The organism is Undibacterium hunanense (genome assembly GCF_014284335.1).
Classification (GTDB): domain Bacteria; phylum Pseudomonadota; class Gammaproteobacteria; order Burkholderiales; family Burkholderiaceae_D; genus Undibacterium; species Undibacterium hunanense.
Genome location: NZ_JACOGF010000003.1, coordinates 1 through 16,296 on the forward strand (window position 1 = coordinate 1; position 16,296 = coordinate 16,296).

17 protein-coding genes and 1 pseudogene are annotated in these 16,296 nt (G+C 48.0%); 6 read left to right on the plus strand and 12 right to left on the minus strand.

All coding sequences use genetic code 11. The annotated features are described in order from the left end of the window. Positions 1-308: efflux RND transporter permease subunit (locus H8L32_RS06240; protein WP_186946330.1), on the plus strand; the 308-nt coding region annotated here is incomplete at its 5' end. Here the strand turns inward: H8L32_RS06240 and H8L32_RS06245 are convergent. After that, complete coding sequence (locus tag H8L32_RS06245; RefSeq protein ID WP_186946331.1) at positions 305-646, minus strand: YnfA family protein; 342 nt, start codon at positions 644-646, stop codon at positions 305-307. The two genes, H8L32_RS06240 and H8L32_RS06245, sit on opposite strands and share 4 nt — an antisense overlap. Before the next feature lies 1 nt (position 647). Next, positions 648-1,163, minus strand: a complete 516-nt coding sequence (locus H8L32_RS06250) for a MerR family transcriptional regulator (protein WP_230412089.1) — start codon at positions 1,161-1,163, stop codon at positions 648-650. Between the two features lie 92 nt (positions 1,164-1,255). Between H8L32_RS06250 and H8L32_RS06255 the strand changes: the two genes are divergently transcribed. Beyond that, a complete protein-coding gene (locus H8L32_RS06255) occupies positions 1,256-1,543 on the plus strand; it encodes a hypothetical protein (RefSeq protein ID WP_186946333.1) in 288 nt (95 codons plus the stop codon). After that, positions 1,530-1,910 (plus strand): hypothetical protein, encoded by a 381-nt coding sequence (locus H8L32_RS06260; protein WP_186946334.1) that lies wholly within the window; start codon positions 1,530-1,532, stop codon positions 1,908-1,910. Before H8L32_RS06255 ends, H8L32_RS06260 begins: the two co-directional genes overlap by 14 nt. 92 nt (positions 1,911-2,002) lie before the next feature. Here H8L32_RS06260 and H8L32_RS06265 read toward each other — a convergent pair whose 3' ends face one another. After that, positions 2,003-2,806 carry a sulfite exporter TauE/SafE family protein gene (locus H8L32_RS06265; RefSeq protein ID WP_186946335.1) on the minus strand — a complete coding sequence of 268 codons (804 nt, stop codon included), beginning with the start codon at positions 2,804-2,806 and terminating at the stop codon, positions 2,003-2,005. Positions 2,807-2,916: 110 nt separating this feature from the next. Beyond that, entirely contained in the window at positions 2,917-3,360 is a 444-nt protein-coding gene (locus H8L32_RS06270; protein WP_186946336.1) for a GNAT family N-acetyltransferase, read from the minus strand. A gap of 300 nt (positions 3,361-3,660) precedes the next feature. On the opposite strand from H8L32_RS06270, the gene H8L32_RS06275 reads away from it, so the two are divergent. Beyond that, entirely contained in the window at positions 3,661-4,212 is a 552-nt protein-coding gene (locus H8L32_RS06275; protein WP_186946337.1) for a 3'-5' exonuclease family protein, read from the plus strand. A 1,087-nt stretch (positions 4,213-5,299) separates the two neighbouring features. Here H8L32_RS06275 and H8L32_RS06280 read toward each other — a convergent pair. Then, complete coding sequence (locus H8L32_RS06280) at positions 5,300-5,662, minus strand: helix-turn-helix domain-containing protein (RefSeq protein WP_186946338.1); 363 nt, start codon at positions 5,660-5,662, stop codon at positions 5,300-5,302. A 75-nt stretch (positions 5,663-5,737) separates the two neighbouring features. After that, complete coding sequence (locus H8L32_RS06285; RefSeq protein ID WP_186946339.1) at positions 5,738-6,517, minus strand: metallophosphoesterase; 780 nt, start codon at positions 6,515-6,517, stop codon at positions 5,738-5,740. Positions 6,518-7,053: 536 nt separating this feature from the next. Here H8L32_RS06285 and H8L32_RS06290 point away from each other — a divergent pair. Next, a complete protein-coding gene (locus H8L32_RS06290) occupies positions 7,054-7,257 on the plus strand; it encodes a hypothetical protein (RefSeq protein WP_186946340.1) in 204 nt (67 codons plus the stop codon). Positions 7,258-7,486: 229 nt separating this feature from the next. On the opposite strand, the pseudogene H8L32_RS06295 reads toward H8L32_RS06290, so the two are convergent. Beyond that, positions 7,487-7,753 (minus strand): annotated as a pseudogene (locus tag H8L32_RS06295) (OB-fold nucleic acid binding domain-containing protein); the annotation flags it as partial. A gap of 675 nt (positions 7,754-8,428) precedes the next feature. Beyond that, positions 8,429-8,878 carry a hypothetical protein gene (locus H8L32_RS06300; RefSeq protein WP_186946341.1) on the minus strand — a complete coding sequence of 150 codons (450 nt, stop codon included), beginning with the start codon at positions 8,876-8,878 and terminating at the stop codon, positions 8,429-8,431. A 764-nt stretch (positions 8,879-9,642) separates the two neighbouring features. Here H8L32_RS06300 and H8L32_RS06305 point away from each other — a divergent pair. Next, positions 9,643-9,969, plus strand: coding sequence for a helix-turn-helix domain-containing protein (locus H8L32_RS06305; protein WP_186946342.1), 327 nt, complete (start codon positions 9,643-9,645; stop codon positions 9,967-9,969). Positions 9,970-10,023: 54 nt separating this feature from the next. Here H8L32_RS06305 and H8L32_RS06310 read toward each other — a convergent pair whose 3' ends face one another. From H8L32_RS06310 to H8L32_RS06325, 4 genes are all read right to left on the minus strand, one after another. Continuing rightward, the gene (locus H8L32_RS06310) at positions 10,024-10,476 is read right to left on the minus strand and encodes an HAD domain-containing protein (RefSeq protein WP_186946343.1); all 453 of its coding nucleotides are present in this window, start codon (positions 10,474-10,476) and stop codon (positions 10,024-10,026) included. A 355-nt stretch (positions 10,477-10,831) separates the two neighbouring features. Continuing rightward, positions 10,832-11,449 carry a PAQR family membrane homeostasis protein TrhA gene (gene trhA / locus H8L32_RS06315; RefSeq protein ID WP_186946344.1) on the minus strand — a complete coding sequence of 206 codons (618 nt, stop codon included), beginning with the start codon at positions 11,447-11,449 and terminating at the stop codon, positions 10,832-10,834. 201 nt (positions 11,450-11,650) lie between these two features. Next, positions 11,651-15,370 carry a chemotaxis protein CheB gene (locus tag H8L32_RS06320; protein WP_186946345.1) on the minus strand — a complete coding sequence of 1,240 codons (3,720 nt, stop codon included), beginning with the start codon at positions 15,368-15,370 and terminating at the stop codon, positions 11,651-11,653. A 345-nt stretch (positions 15,371-15,715) separates the two neighbouring features. After that, positions 15,716-16,156, minus strand: coding sequence for a group I truncated hemoglobin (locus tag H8L32_RS06325; RefSeq protein WP_186946346.1), 441 nt, complete (start codon positions 16,154-16,156; stop codon positions 15,716-15,718). Between the last annotated feature and the right edge of the window lie 140 nt (positions 16,157-16,296).

The window sequence follows — 16,296 nt, forward strand, 5'->3', positions numbered from 1 at the left end:
TGATCATGCTGCTGTACCTGAAGCAGGCTTGGGAAAGCCGCGTCAGGGCAGGCAATGATACTCAGGAGGATTTGCTGTATGCCATCCGGGAAGGCGCCGTGCTTCGAGTGAGGCCAAAGGCGATGACGGTTGCAGTCATCATTGCCGGGTTAGTACCCATCATGTTCGGTGTTGGAACTGGCTCGGAGGTCATGCAACGAATTGCTGCGCCTATGGTGGGTGGGATGATTACGGCCCCCTTGTTGTCAATGTTTGTGGTGCCTGCTGTTTATTTAATATTACGTCGGCAGCAGGCAAAGTCTGATTAGCCTGCCTTGTGCCCGATCGCAATCACACCAGCGCCCAACAAGGCGAGCCCAACTCCAATGTAATCTGTCATTACAGGCTTAATGCCATCGACAACCCATAGCCACCCAAGTGCGGTGGCAATATAAATCGCACCATAGGTAGCATACACACGGCCACTGGCAGAAGGATGCAAGGTCAGGAGCCAGACAAATACGATCAGACTGATAGCGGCTGGAAGGAATAGCCAGGCACTGCCTTTTCCAGTAATCCAAAGCAGCGGCAAATAGCAGCCAAGAAGTTCTGCAATAGCCGTTGCAAAAAAAAGCCCGAAGGTGCGCCCGATATTGATCCAGTCCATCTCAACCTCTACTTACATTGACGAAGCCGGGGCTGTCTACAGCTCCCGCTATTGATGCACCGCCAGCGCATCCCTTACCACGTGGACCATTAGTTCTGGCAATTGACGACAAGCTCTCGATAATCGTGCAATCACTGGTCATACCACTGCAACAGGCAGCATTGCAGCTTTCGACGAATGTTTCCAAGTTAGCCTCCAACTGATGGAACTCGGCAATCTTCGCCCGGACGGTGTTCAGGTGCTCTTGCGCCAGGTCGCGCACCTCGGTGCAGGCACGGTCTCCATTTTCAAACAAGCTGACCAGGTTGCGTACCTGGTCGATGGGAAAACCGAAGTCCCGACAGCGCTTGATGAACAAGAGGCGCTTGTGATCCGCGTTGCCATAACACCGTCGCCCGTTTGTCGCACGGGTTGCATGCGGCAGCAAGCCTATCTCTTCGTAATACCGAATCGTCGGGACAGTGCACTGCACTTGCTTGGCTAAGGCACCAATCGATAAATTTTCATTTTCCATCATTTTCTTTCAATAACTGCTTGATCCTCAAGTTACTTGAGCATGTACAGTCTTAGCAAGCACTTTTTATCAGGTATACCAAACAGGAGGAAGCGATGAAGAAGTTTTTGAAAGGACTTGGGTTGCTCGGTGGTACTGCAGCGGCATGTGTGGCCTGCTGTACAGCGCCGATTTTCATGGGACCGCTGCTCACCTGGATTGGCGTAACCCTTGGGTTTGTATTTTCACCCTGGTACTTGCTTTTACTAGCGATCCCCGTGCTGCTGATGCTCATGAGAACGCTATACAATCAAACTGCACGGACGAACCGTGCTACAGCTAATGACTGCGGCTGCAGTACGACACCGCCAAGCACCGAAAGGAATAATAATGGCGTTCATTAAGCCTGCGCCCATTGCGTGCTCGCTGTCGGCCATGGAATTTAAGGACCGTGCAGCGTCGATTGCCCAGTTAACCGCGACATCACTGTTGTCACATCGGATCGACGGTTGCACGGCGCATTTGCTCTATCGCCAAGACGCAAAACAAGCAGTCGAACAGCTAGTGCAGCAAGAGCAGTCATGCTGCGGTTTCCTCAGTTTTGAGATTGGACAGTCGTCTGATGTTATTACTCTGACCATTACTGCCCCACAAGAAGCTCAAAGCGATGCCGAGGCGCTATTTGCACACTTGCTTCCGTCTCAGGAAACGCATGTCGATGCTGCTGTCGCCAATGGAGCTCGAAGTTGTGGCTGCGTCTCTCCTTGTTGAAACTGGGTAAAAGTACTTGGTGAACTTCTCAGTGAGCCAGGTCTTTTCCGCGCAGATGACATTGGAATTGCTTTTACTGACCAGCACGCCCATCAATGGGCGTGTTTGAAAGTCTTGATCGCAGAAATTAACAGTATGACGCCCAGCACACTGATCAGCAGATGTGACGGCACTATCCCCAGCAACAATCCGCCTATGCCGGCACCCAGAATGGAACCAGCCACCATCCAGCGGAACAAGCTGCGTTCCTTCTTCAAAATACTAAATGCATTGGAATTACTGTAACGGGCAAAGCCAACTATCATGGTCGGGAAACTGACCGCCAGAGACAAGCTGCCCGCCAGCTTGATATCCAGCCCATACAGCAGCACGATGGTGGGTATCAAGAGTTCGCCTCCAGCCACACCCAGTAAAGCCGCTACCATGCCTATGCCCAGGCCAGCGATCAGCCCCGCAACGATGCGCGCCATGCCTGGTGCGATCAATGCTGTGGTCTTGTCATGAAATCCAAAGAAAGCCTCGGATAGCATCAGTATTGCCAACGCCACCAGCAGCACCATGATGATACGGTTTAGCCAGGCTTTCGACATTGTCAGGGCATGACCAGCCGCCCACCATGCACCGACGAGGCTGCCCGCCAGCAGGTTCAAGATGACATCCCAGTGCTGCCCCAGTTCTGTAATCGGGATAGACTTGATACGGAAAGCGAAGGCAGTGGCAACCACAACCAGGCTCATCGCCTTGTTCAGTATCACCGCCTCCAGCGTCGGCAGTCGGAACAGTCCGACCAGTACCGGCAGGCGGAATTCCGCCCCACCCAGACCGATCAGTCCACCCAAGGTGCCTATGAGTGAGCCCGCGATAAATCCCTGGGTGTCACGTTTAGATGTTTGCATGTTTTTTTCTTTGTATTCTATTGGTGTTTTATTGTAGATTCACCAGCAAGTGAAGCTTGTATTCCGAAGCTTTTCAACGTGCAGTCAGCAAGACTTTTGGTCAGTGTCGTTTACCGCAACTTGCGCAACATCTCATTCTTATAAGGCAAAAAGCCGAGTTCTTGATACAGAGCGAAGCCATCCTCAGATGCTGCGAGGCTGAATGTCTTTATGCCTTGTTGCTCAGCCTGTTTCAGTAAATTCGCAACAAGTGATCTTGCAATCCCTTGACGACGCATAGTAGCTACTGTAAAGACGTTGACGATTCTGGCACGATAAGGATTGGGATCGTCACGCGTAGGCCCCCAGTCTAATAAAGCAATTCCCGCACCTGCGATGATTTCACCATTATTCTCTGCCAGCAAGCCAAAGTAGCGGCCTTCGAGAATAGCCTTCTTGAGCCAAGTTACGTAGACATCTTCGTCGCACTGTTTTTCTTGTTCTCGATAATAGCGATGGCATGCTACGACGCTTGAATCCGTAAGCGTTACAGTGCGCTGTGTCCAGGTAGTCAATTGGATTTTTCCTCGAAGGCATTGGCAAGGGAAAGGCTATGCAGCGCTAAAATAAGTATCATTATGGATTAACTCTTAGTGCGTGTTTTGCAGAAATTGTCCTGAACATCTAAAGCTGTCTCGACTAGACCGTATTATGAATTTTTCTCGGTAACATTATTGCTTTTACCGTGCAAAATTAATGTTACGTTCTGTATTATTCTATGGTTTTGTTTGGTCTATCAACGATTATCGATTTTTGCTTGGGAAATCGTTCCCAGGTCAATTAATGTGTTTAACGAATTTTTTTAAGGGGTTCAATTGCAAGAAATTTATATCAGTACAGATGTTGAGACTGACGGGCCAATTCCTGGTCCAAATTCCATGCTCAGTTTTGGGTCGGCTGCTTATACTGCCGATAAAAATTTGATTGGCACTTTCACCGCCAATTTGGAAACATTACCTGATGCGTCGGCTGATCCCGGCACTGCGGCATGGTGGCTTACCCAACCAGGTGCCTGGGCTGCTTGCCGCACAAATCTCGAATCACCGGAAGTTGCCATGACCAGGTATGTTGCCTGGATCAAAACGCTGCCTGGCAAGCCAGTTTTTGTAGCCTTCCCAGCAGGCTTTGATTTTATGTTCGTCTATTGGTATTTGATTCGCTATGCTGGAGAAAGTCCATTCAGTTTTTCTGCCTTGGACATGAAGTCGTTTGCTATGGCAATCATGAAGTCAGACTTCAAAAAAAGCGCAAAAAAATATATGCCTAAAGCCTGGTTCGATGATTTTCCTCATACTCATATTGCGCTTGACGACGCAATTGAGCAAGGAGCCTTGTTCTGCAATATGCTAAAAGAAAATAGGAAGTAAGGCGCTGCCTTGATCTGAGGTTGTGCCAGAAAAGAAGAAAGCTCCCGGATAGTGCCTGGGAGCTTTCGTCATACACGAGTTTTCTCTTGGTTATTCCACTCCAGGTGGAACCACAAGTATTATTTGTGGTGGCGTTTAGCTTGTTTCGATTCTCGCTAGCAGCTAAACCTTCCCGATGTTCCGGACTTTGGCAGGCTGTCGGCAAAAGACCTAAGCGGCTGAAGTGGCGTAATCATAACTATATTTGAATATGTTTGCTAGCATCCGGGGATTCGAAAGGACAGTTTGCACATGAAAATTGAGTACTCGATGGCTAACAAAACTGAACCCATCAATTTGCCTCACCTTTCAATTCCAAATCAAAAGATATTTTCCTTGGAGTGGCGCGCAAATTGGCATTTATGGCGCGATATCTTGAATTGTGTCGCGATCACTGAGTCGGCCAAGTTATGGCGTACCTCTGTCGCAAATCAGTCATCCGGCTACCTAACCAAATATTTAAACTTGATCATGCGATTTTGATTGCAGGCCTGCAGGTATCAATCGTAGCAAAACAGCTGTGACTTTACTGATCGATGAACACGCTGAGGCACGGCCTGGCGGATGAGATTCAACTGACTGGACCTTAGTTCGCCGTCGTCCGCCTCATATGCTGACGCAACCACTTCTTGGATGTCATCACTGCGCTCTGCTGCGTTAGAGGCAGGCGATTTCCATTTTGACTGCATGTGATAAAAGTCCAGTCTGATCATTTATAGCGTTAGGCAGTGTCAAGAAGGACAGCTACTAACCACAGAAAAAAGCCGCTCAAATAGCGGCTTTAGGTGAAATTGTCGGAACGGCGCCCGCAATGTTCTGAAAAAAAGCTCAGAATCATTGAGTTGGGTAACCCCAACACCACGTTCAAGCGGGAATAACTCGTGGCCCCGCTCTTGCTACTGTATCTCGCTTTGTTGCCACTACAGCGGACACTCCGTCATCAAGCGACAAAGCAAAGTTTATCATCAAACTAGCGAATGCACTGACTGAGAAATCATTTTGATAGAGCGTGAATCGCATGTTGCCGAAGAAAAGCAGCCAGAAATATTTAGTCTGGACTACTTTTGATGTTTGCATCTTTTTCGTTATGAACTATTTTCCTATTTCGCCCACGTGGGGTCCGAATCAACAACTTCGCATCCTGGAGCCTTTGGCCAATCACGTCATTTGCTGCTACCAGGTCGAAATCTTTATCCATACCCAGGATACGGAGAGCCCTGAGATACCTTCCAATGGAGATGGAGGCATCTCCCTTCTCCAGTCGATTCAAAGTATCGCGTGAGACGTCCATGCGCTCGCAAAACAGTATTGTTGAAATCCCTCTGCGCAAACGGGCTTCTCTTAGGCGCTGCCCAAAGTTCTTAAGTTGCAGTTCGGTGGATGGAAATGGACGTGGGGTTTTAGTTTTCATGTCCGATAATTTAGGCAATATTGTGTTTATTGTCCATTTAAACGGACATAAAAACATCGTATGACATGAATACCCCTACAACTCTATGATAAGGTCGGGATCGAAGTTGGTATTTTCTGGTGAACCTGCTTTGGTCTTATATCCACATGGATTGCAAACCACACGGCAATCACCAATCTGATAATCGAAGGATTCGTGCATATGTCCATGTATCCACAGGTCTGCTTGTGAAGCAATCTCGTCCAGATTTGACGCATAGGCAGCGGACACCATGTCCTGTGCATAGCGTTCAGATACTGATTTCATGGAGGGAGCCATATGTGTCACGACCACCGTTTTTCCTATAAAGGGTTCATCCAGTTTTTGTTTTAGCCAGGATTTATGCAGTGAGTGAAATTTTGCCGTGTCTGCCGACCTGAGCTTGCGATATCCTTCTCTGGCCAGCCTGATGCGCTTGTAGTCAACCATCACAGCTTCCGCCTCACGCATGGCTATTTGCCGATCGCCGTCACCAAATAGGCGGAAGTCTGTCCACATAGTCGCACCGAGAAAACGCACGTTCCCGAGTGTAAATTCATTGCAGTTCAAGAAATGCACATTGCCTGCAACTGCGCATGCAGCTTCAATATCTTCCTGTACATGGTCCAGATGTTTACCATATGCCTCGTGGTTGCCATGGACGTAAAGCACGGGTATTCCGGCAAATACGCAGGCAGCCCACTCAACAGCTTTTGCTCCAGTGTCAATATCCCCAGCCAATACAACCACATCCGGGCGGCTGACAGTCGGGTCAATCGTTGGTGCTGCTTCACTCCACAACTCTCGGTGCAAATCTGATAAAGGCAAAATACGCATGGTAACTACTGATAACTATCGATTCTGTATTATGACTAAAAAAAATCCTTTAAGTGCTGAATCCAGACAATTGAAAATAAATTGCGCTATTTGAACGTGTCTAGAGATATGTACAGGTGTTGCAATGAGAAGTAAGAAATTTGAATAGCCGCTAAGACGCTACCTTAGTAATTATTTGCAAGGTGGCTGCAACAAATGTATGCTGATGCCGTTGTTAGGTCTCCTGCAATTCGCGCATTTGTTGAGGATATGACCGAGATGTGGTCTTCAATCAGTTGGGCAGGCAGAGTAATCGGTAACTCTGAATAGTGGGGCAACGGATTAACGTTGGTGCTCTGAACCAACCTTGTTTAAGGGAAGCTAAAGAGAGGCATCGGACACCTTAGGATCTGGCAAGTTCTTTTATAACGGCCGCTTGCGATAGCGGCCGTTTGTTTTGCTATCAAATCAGACGTTTAGATACTCGCTGTTTTTAATAAAGACGCCTATTGTTGATATGGCGCAAGGATAGCGATATGCGATTGCAGAGATAAAAAATGAAAAAAGTTGATGCAAAAATCCGGCACATCACCAAGTCCGACGCAAACGTTTTTGCTGAACTTGGTTTTCCGCCCAATGAAGCTAAGCGTTATCTGGCAGAATCTCGTGCTCAGATCCAGCACACTCGTTGTGCTCAAGATTCAGTCACTGGAGAAGTTGATGCCATTTGCCACGGGATTGTTATTCCAGATAAATTTTGATGACTGAATAAATGTCGCCTACAAAGAAAAATCCGCCTGCTGGCGGATTTTGTCCTTCACTAAGTTGAAACGCAGGAGGCTCTTAACCGTCGCGATGGCCGGTCCTGTCCGGGAGGTCCATCACCAAAGTGAGTCTATTATAAGCAAAATTCAATACACAAATCGACACTTTAATTCAAGCTATCAAATTGCTTCACCTTTCAATTCAAGGAAACCTAAGCGGGTATCTCTAACAAAAATCTCTGCTCTTCGTTTCCAATTGTCCCAGTAGATGCGATAAATCGACCAGGTGCATGCCTATCAAATTTTTTACTTTTCCCTGTACCTGCCATTGCCCATAGACACCCAGTAAAGACGCGCCGTAAATTTCCTTTCTGAATTTCTCAACGATAGACTGCCAGCAAATGACATTGACGGTACCGGTCTCGTCTTCGACGGTCAAAAAGACGACACCCTTGGCCGTTTGGGGTCTCTGGCGGCAAATAACAATTCCACATGGATCTCTCTGTAACTATTAAAGCCGCCACTGGCAACTTAACCGATACAGCGGCATTTGCGTCTGAAGCTTCCAACGGGCTGTTCGGTCCGCAATCGCCAATGGAAGATCGCGTCGTTTTCGACGCATTTTCTGTACTCGGGAATCGAGTTGACGGTGATGTAGACACGTTAGGGATCAGCTATGTCCGAACTAGCGATGGGCGCGAGAGCAAACCAAAATTGGAGTCGATTAGAAACAGTCGAACGAACTAAACATCGAGTTTCAGATCACGGGTTGCTAGTTCCCTGGACAGGGATGAAGGCAATCGAGGTGAATCAATCCTAGACGGGGACGCTTGTTGCGCACAGCCTTCCACAGCACCTGAGCCGTCAGCGATTGCGTCATGCGTATGTCTATCGCGTAGCCCACCAGCTTGAAGGTAAGACCGGCCATCTGCCCGGAGCCGTAGATGGTAGTGGCATGGCTGTCCATTCCGCATAGCGTGCCCCAATCGGTCTTGGTGGCGCACTACTGTTTTTCTCTTGCGAAATGCGACAGATCAAATACCCGCAAAAGCGGTGTTTTGCAGGTAGCTGTATCAAGAAATGTATTGTCATCCTCAGTGTCTCGGACGTAAAAAAACCGCCCAAAGGAGCGGCTTTTTGTCCTAGGCATTTTCAGCCCACATCAACACTACAAATATGCTTGCACCGAAAATCGAGATTGGAGTTCCAGAGCATCCTCTATATCCAAATTGAGCCTGGTTTCGATCAGATGGCGACCATCCTTGAGCGTATATATTTGTACCCAAGGTTCTTTCTGGCCAAAATTTCCAAACTGAACGTCTGACAATTCGTTTAACTGCCAGCCTGTAGATTTATTTAACCAGTCAGGCGAAAGCAGAGAAATCTGTGCCAATTCCAAGTTGGCGTCACTACGGATGAGCTTGCAAATTTTTTCTAAATCGGAAAAATTGCTGATTATTTTTCTTCCGGTGAGGCGAGAATATTCCTCGATCTGCACGTATTCAACAAAAAAATAAGGGGCATTTAATTCCAAATCAACACATAGCCAGTTGTAGACAGGGAAATCTTTGGAAGGAAAAATATTGCGTGCCAGGTAGGAATCGTTCGTTGTAATCATAGATGCTATCAGCTACTTCAATGTATCACTGCAATTTCAGTTATTTTGAAGCAAATTCAAAAATACACAGTTGTGCTCGTAAAATGTAAGGCAAAGGAGAAGGAAATATTTTTATCGCTTTGGAGTCGGCTTTCGAGATTTGTTTCTGAAATATCGAATGATTTTTCGAAAAACCAAAAACCAAATGCCAAAAATAAAAATACTGACAATAGTGTTAATGACATTAACCCCATTCAGATCGAAACTAGGAAATGCACGTTGAAGGAAAAATACACCAAGCAGATACCCTAATGCGATCAGACAGATCCAACCAAAACCCGTGATCTCTCCCCCAGTCTCATACATCACGCCACCGCAGATTCTGCACTGGTGCTGAGTTTTTGAGTACCTCAGTTTTCCCAGCAAAAATGGACTGTAATGATATAGGTGCGGCAGGCCCTCATGCTTGCAGTAGGGGCATTCTATGGTATCCAAGCGAACCTCCTATTTCTTATAGTGTGAGTTAAGGGCAAATTTCAATCTGAAATGACGACCAATTTCACCGTGCTCGTCAAAAATCGACGATGTACCTTGATAAGCCATCCACATCGCCACAAGCTCAGGTGAAACCAAGCACAAAAGCGAATTGCAAAACCCTTTGGATTTAAACTTAAATCTAAAAAGTAAACCTTGTACGTCCATTTTATTAAATTATAAACGTAATAGGAAGTTTAAAGAAGCCCTCAATGTTGATTAACTACGGGTAGTCAACTTTGGAGGTTTACATGAAGGACGTTCGGCACCTGGTTGGGGACCGCGTTCAGATTCTGCGCAAGCGAAAGCAGCTTTCGCAGGAAGAACTGGCGGGAAAGATAGAAATAGACACAAAGTCGCTGAGCCGATTGGAACGGGGACAGCATTACCCATCGCTTGAAACTCTGGAACGGATTCGAAGCGAGTTGGGCGTAGAGCTGAAGGACTTCTTTGATTTTGATGGAGAACCATCTGCAGAAGAATTGAGAGAATTTTTGCTGCGAACTGCCAGCAAAGCTGACTATGAGTCGTTAGTGAAAATGAGCAACGCTGTCAAGGAAGCCCTGAAGGACGAATAAATATAGCGTACCTGGCGCACGCAAGGCGTTACCTCTTTAATGCTCCCGAACACGCTAAGCCAGCGCTTTTGCCAAGTACTGTCTCAACACGATTTCTGCATGCTCATCCAATCCTTTTGCAGGATCAGTCTTTATCAAATTTCTCAAAAATGGCTTGAAGAGATATGATTTATCATCAACGGCCACCCAATCTTTCCAGGGCTCTCCTGACAGACGTAGCCACCCCTCAATTTCAGCATGCCGCTGATATCCAATAACTTCGACAATGTCTGGAATGTCTTTCCAGACAGGTGTAGCGCCGATAATGCGAGCGCAGATGTCGGCTGAAAAAAGCGATCTCAGTTCGGTAATTGACCGGCTTTCGCGCCAGGTGCTTGAGATAACTAACTGGACAGTAGGAAAGTCACGAAGAATTGCCTCCAGCCGGGGTAAACATGAAAATAGTAGAGTTTTATCGTAACAAGGTTCAGGATGCAAAACGCCATCAAAATCTAAAAACAGAATCATGTGCTGTCGGGTGATTAATATTCGGGACGCGCATGCTACCTGATTCACCTTCAATAGGAAATAGTTGACAATAAATTGCAGCAAAGATGGGTATTCTCATAAAAGTAACCATGAATTCTTACGGCAAAGTAGCCACCTGTATGTATCAAATCGATTTAAGCTATAAGCTCGACAATGGATAAGCTGCCGAGAGCGTGATTGGAGTAGCGGACTAACAAACTATCGCTGGAGGCATTCGACAAAGTTTATTGGCTGATTAGCTAAATCGGAAGAACTTCAGCTAAAAAAATCCTGTCGATGCGCAGTCAGCAAATGACACTGCAGTCGTAGTCAAATCGCTCTGCTTGGCCCTCAATTACGCCACGTATAGCAATACCGCGCCAAAATGGCACATGCTTCCACCAAGCACGAACAGATGCCAAACCCCATGTCCGTGACGCCATTTGTGATCTGTCGCATAAAACGCGATGCCGCCGGTGTAGAGTGCTCCACCTGCTGCCAGCCACCAGAAGCCGTCCATCGTGAGCGCATTGATGAGCGGCTTAGCAGCGACCACGCCAACCCAGCCCATCACCACGTAGATGAGCAACGACATTAGCCGAGCACCTTTGGCGTACCACAATTCTTGCAGTACGCCAGCAACGGCAAGCCCCCACACCACGCCGAACAGCGACCATCCCCACGCGCCGCTTAGGCTGACCAGTGTGAATGGAGTATAGGTACCGGCAATTAGCAAATAGATCGCGCAATGGTCGAGCCGACGCAATACGTCCTTGGCTTGCCCTTGGGAGCTGTGATATAGCGCAGAGGTAAAATACAGGGCAAATAGCGTGACAGCGTAAATGCTAAAACTAACAATCTTCCAATAGTCACCACCGCGAGTTGCTATTGTGATCAGCGATACTCCACCCACAGCCGCCAGCACAGCACCCACGGCGTGGGTAATGCTGTTGAAGCGCTCTCCATAATACATGCGTACCTTCCTGCAATTTCCCACTATTCAAAGCTGCGGCCCGGCAATTGTATGTTGCGCAGGCGCGTTGTGCACTTCCTGGAGAAGTCCGCTACATGCTACCCGTAAGTCGCCAAGGTGACGCCATTTACCAGCGATATGATATCTTATGCTGCACTTTCATCAGTCGACAATGCATGACCGGACGCTTATTCCAGCACATCAGCCCTCTGGCTTAGCATCGGCGGCGGTTAAATTTGCCAGCAGCACTTGCAACGGCCCAAAACTAATCGGCTTCACTAAATGCACATCAAAGCCAGAATCTGTGCTCGACTTGTAATCACTGGGGCGGCTATATCCGGTAACAGCTATCAAAAATAGTCGCCCCGATATTTTCTGACGCAGCTTGACTGCTAACTCATGACCATTCATCGTCGGCAGTCCAATGTCAAGTAATGCGACCTCAGGCGCAAAAGTCGATGCCACTTCCAACGCAGCAAAGCCGTCATAAGCCAGAATGACGTCATGCCCCCAGCTGCGAAGCAGTTCGGCGACGCTATTGGCCGCGTCAGCGTTGTCATCCACCACCAGGATGCGACGGGCCTGAAAAGTGACCGTATTCTTCTCCTCAACGATGTCGTCGCAATTCGCAGCGGCGAGCGAATTAGAGATCGGCAATCGAATTGTGAAAATGGTTCCTGTGCCAGAGCCGTTACTATGTGCAACCACTGTCCCAGAATGCGCTTCGATAATCTGTCTGACCAGACTCAAGCCAATGCCAAGCCCGCCTTCCGCTCGTGCACGTGTCATGTCAGACTGGACAAATAGTTCAAAAATATGTGGCAAGATATTCGCATCGATCCCGACGCCGTTGTCACGGACTGAAATCACCGCCTCGCTGTGATCAACGCTGAGCGCAACCTCTATGTATCCACCATTGTCGGTATATTTACCCGCATTGTTGAGCAGATTTCCAATCGCCTGTTCCAGACGCGTGGCGTCACCCATCACAATGACTTCCGTCGGAGGCACCAACGCGGTGAGATGATGCCCGCGAGATTCCATATACGGCGTAACAGCACTAATCACCTGAGATATGACATCTTTAAGATTCACCGGATGCTGCTCAAAGTACATTTTTCCGCGCGTAATACGTGAAACGTCCATCAGGTCATCGATCAATCTAGCCAACGTCGTCACTTGGCGATCAATTAATACAAGCGGTCGACGTAGCGTTTCGTCACTTATTTTCATTGACAGCAACTGCACCGCGTTGCGGATCGGCGCCAGCGGATTACGCAACTCATGCGCCAATAGTGCAATGAATTCATCTTTACGATGGTCGTCATTGCTTAGTCGAGTCAAACGTTCATCGCTGGCAGTAACATCTTCAAAAGCCAGCAATAATCGTGCGGATCGGTTATCCATTGCGGGAACTTTTCTGGCATTGATCATCATAACTTTGATGCCCACGCCAGGAAAATCATGCTCCACGCGATAAGATGTTATCGGACTATTCCCCAACACTATTTGGTCCAGCAACTTGCGAAGTTCTGGGGAACTCCATTGTCCATCTCCCAGATCCATAAGCCGACGATTGAGGGTATCGCTTGGATTCGTTAAAAACACGTCATAGAATGCATGATTCGCCCGATGGATGATTAATCCTTGATCTAGCACCACTAAAGGATGGGCCACTGTATCGATTACTGATTCAGCATAACTGGCGTTAAAGTCGGCTATTTTTCGGGCGCGTGCCAACTCTGTATTCATCACACTGAGCTCACGCGTACGACTCAACAATTCTTCGTTCGCCGTTGTCAGCTCCTCATTAGCAGCCTGCAGCTCTTCTCTTGCAATGACGAGTTCCTCATTTCCGCTCAGAAATTCCTCATTGGCTGATTGCAACTCCTCTTGCGCAGATCGCGATTCCTCAAGTGCCGCCTCATACGCTTCATTCGTGGCCTGTAGATAATCCCGCATACTGTCGAGTTCTATCTCCAACTGACGAATGCGCGCATCCTTTGCAGTCTCCGGTATTTCAGGTCGGCCTTCAGTCTTAGTGGATCGCATGTTTGCATCAAACAAAATCAAGCAAAAGCCAGTTTTGGTTGAAGGTTCACGCAAGGGTATCAACTCCACGGTGCCTTCCCGAATGCCACTCAACGTTTCTATCCGCAGATCGTCTTTAAAAACTGCCCGCCCCGATGCCTGGACCTCATTCAGCAAGGGCACTAACTGCATCAAAATACCGGGATGCGCAACCCGATGCAGATTCAGACTTGCAGTGCCGCTCGCATGTTCCAGGTAGGGGCTAGTTTGACCGCGGAACTGCACAATGTTCATGCGATCATCGACCAGAATGCTTGCCGGCGAGAATCGAGACAAAAGCAGGCCATCAGCCTTGCGTTGTACTTGAGTATGGTCAAGCGACAAAGCTGGTGCAGAGTCCACCACGGGACTTGTACGCTTGTCTGCCGTCGACCCACCCAATACCAAATCCAGCGAGCCACGTGTTGGCATGGCGCGCTGATACAACATGCGCTGATGGCTGTCGGCTCGTTTAAAGAATTGGCTGTCCTCATCCGCATTTTCCGCTGGTCCAAGAATTAAAAAGCCGTCCGGCTTCAAACCATAATGGAAGTGTTTTAACACGCGGCGCTGCAAACCTGAATCGAGATAGATCAGCAGATTGCAGCAACTAATGACGTCCATTCGCGAGAACGGTGGATCGAGTGCCACATTTTGGCGTGCAAATATACACAGTTCGCGTACCTGCTTAGTAACACGATAACGCCTGTCTTCATGCACAAAGAAACGTTGCAACCGAGCGGCTGACACGCGATCGGAAATGCTTTCCGGATAAGAGCCATGTCGAGCGTGTTCAATTGCCGCTTCATTGAGGTCGGTACCGAAAATTTGGATGGTGACGTCTTGCGCATTTTCACCTAAATATTCCAGGAGGCAGATTGCAAGCGAATATACCTCTTCACCTGTTGCGCACGCCGGGACCCATATCCGTACTGGGTCACCATGATTCCGCTGTTTCAACAACAGTGGAAACACGGTTTGGGATAATGCCGTGTAGATGGAATCTTCTCGGAAAAACGTAGTAACGCGAATCAATAAATCGTCGTACAACGCGGCTAATTCGACGGGGTTGTCCTGCAACAAACTTAAATAAGAGTGAACGTCGGTTTCGTTCACCAGCGCCATGCGGCGCTGTAAGCGGCGTTGTATGGTATTAGGCTTATATTGCGTGAAGTCAGCCTGATAAACGCGCCTGATGAGATCAAAAATCTTCGCCATGGTGCCGTCCGGCGATGGCTCCTCAGCCCGGGCTTCGGCCCCAGCCTCCGTAAAGTAGGGATGACGGAACATCCTCGCGAGCTCGGCAGCAATATCCGGCGGGCGCATGACCAAATCAACGCACCCTGTGTCTATCGCTGCTTGCGGCATCCCCGGGAACGCCGCGCTGGCTGGTGTTTGTACCAGCGTGACGCCTGCGGCCTCCCTGATCTTCTTGACGCCCTCAGCACCGTCGCTACCGGTACCCGACAAGACTATACCCACCGCAGCGCCGGGCCGCTGCTCAGCGAGCGATTCGAACAATATGTCGATAGGTAAGTGTTTAACCCTCAACAATGAACGGGGCTGCAGGTGCAGCTGATTGCCAACCAAAGTCAGCGCGGTATCTGGTGGGATCACGTAAATATGGTTGGGCTTAAGCACCTGGTCACTCGCAGTTTCCACCGTCAGTGACGTGCGCTTGGCCAAAATTTCTGGTAGCAGACTTTCATGTCGCGGGTCCAGATGCGAAACTACCAGATACGCCAGCCCCAGTTGGTCATCCAATGCCTCTACTAATTGACCTATCGCTTCCAAACCACCTGCTGACGCTCCTATACCCACGACGGAGACGATGTTGTTGCTACTAGGCATTTTTATCCATCATAAAGAAGGTGAAGTGGCGGCCAAGCACCAGTACTAAAGCCAAGCAAGGTATGTTACCTTAAAATGTCAAAAGATTAGGTTTTACAGACTATCAGGCAATGCAAAATGGTTGAGTAGGCTTCGATCTCGATTCCACGTTGCTGTGTCCGATAATTGATACCATTAAGTCCCGCGTAATGGCGAATTGAGGCGAACAAGGGACGTGCCATCGCCGTGCCAAAGAACGGAAGAAAAGTCCGGTTCTAGTACGCATTTAAGACCGGCGCACTCAGTCTGAAAAAGAATCGTTGCCAAAAATAATACGCAGCATTTCCAATGAGTCTTTCTTGAAAATTATTTTTTTACAATGACCCTTTTCATTGATGCTAATTTAGTGATCAATTTGTTTGCGGTATGAGATGGTATTTGACAGTTCTCCATGGCGATTTGGAGATCCTCGGTCACTGCATAGAAGTCAGTAGACCTAATTTTCAACCCTTCGTGTGCACTATCCATATCACGACCTTGATATACACATGGCCCACCGCTCAATTGACAAAATTGGTCTATTAGTAACGCAGAAAGACGTTCTGTATCAGTCGTTTTAAAGAAACCATCTATACGAGGATCTGCAACGATGATTGCTATAAATTCATTAACGATCCTCATAACTCCTGATTTACCACCCAGACTTTTGTAGAGAGTATCCTCCTCTACCTGGGCAATTGCTGTTTGCAATCCCGAAGCCAAGATGGTTGCAAGCACAATCGACTTACATGTGTGAATCATGTTCATAACAGTCCCCTCTATCAAAACACCTCGATTTTTAATTTCAATTCAACAGTCGTTGTATTTTTCATACGAAGACCAATGCCGAATGAATTGAGATTTCTCAAGAAGATGTGCCGAAAGGTTCAAGTTAGCCGCGGAAAACA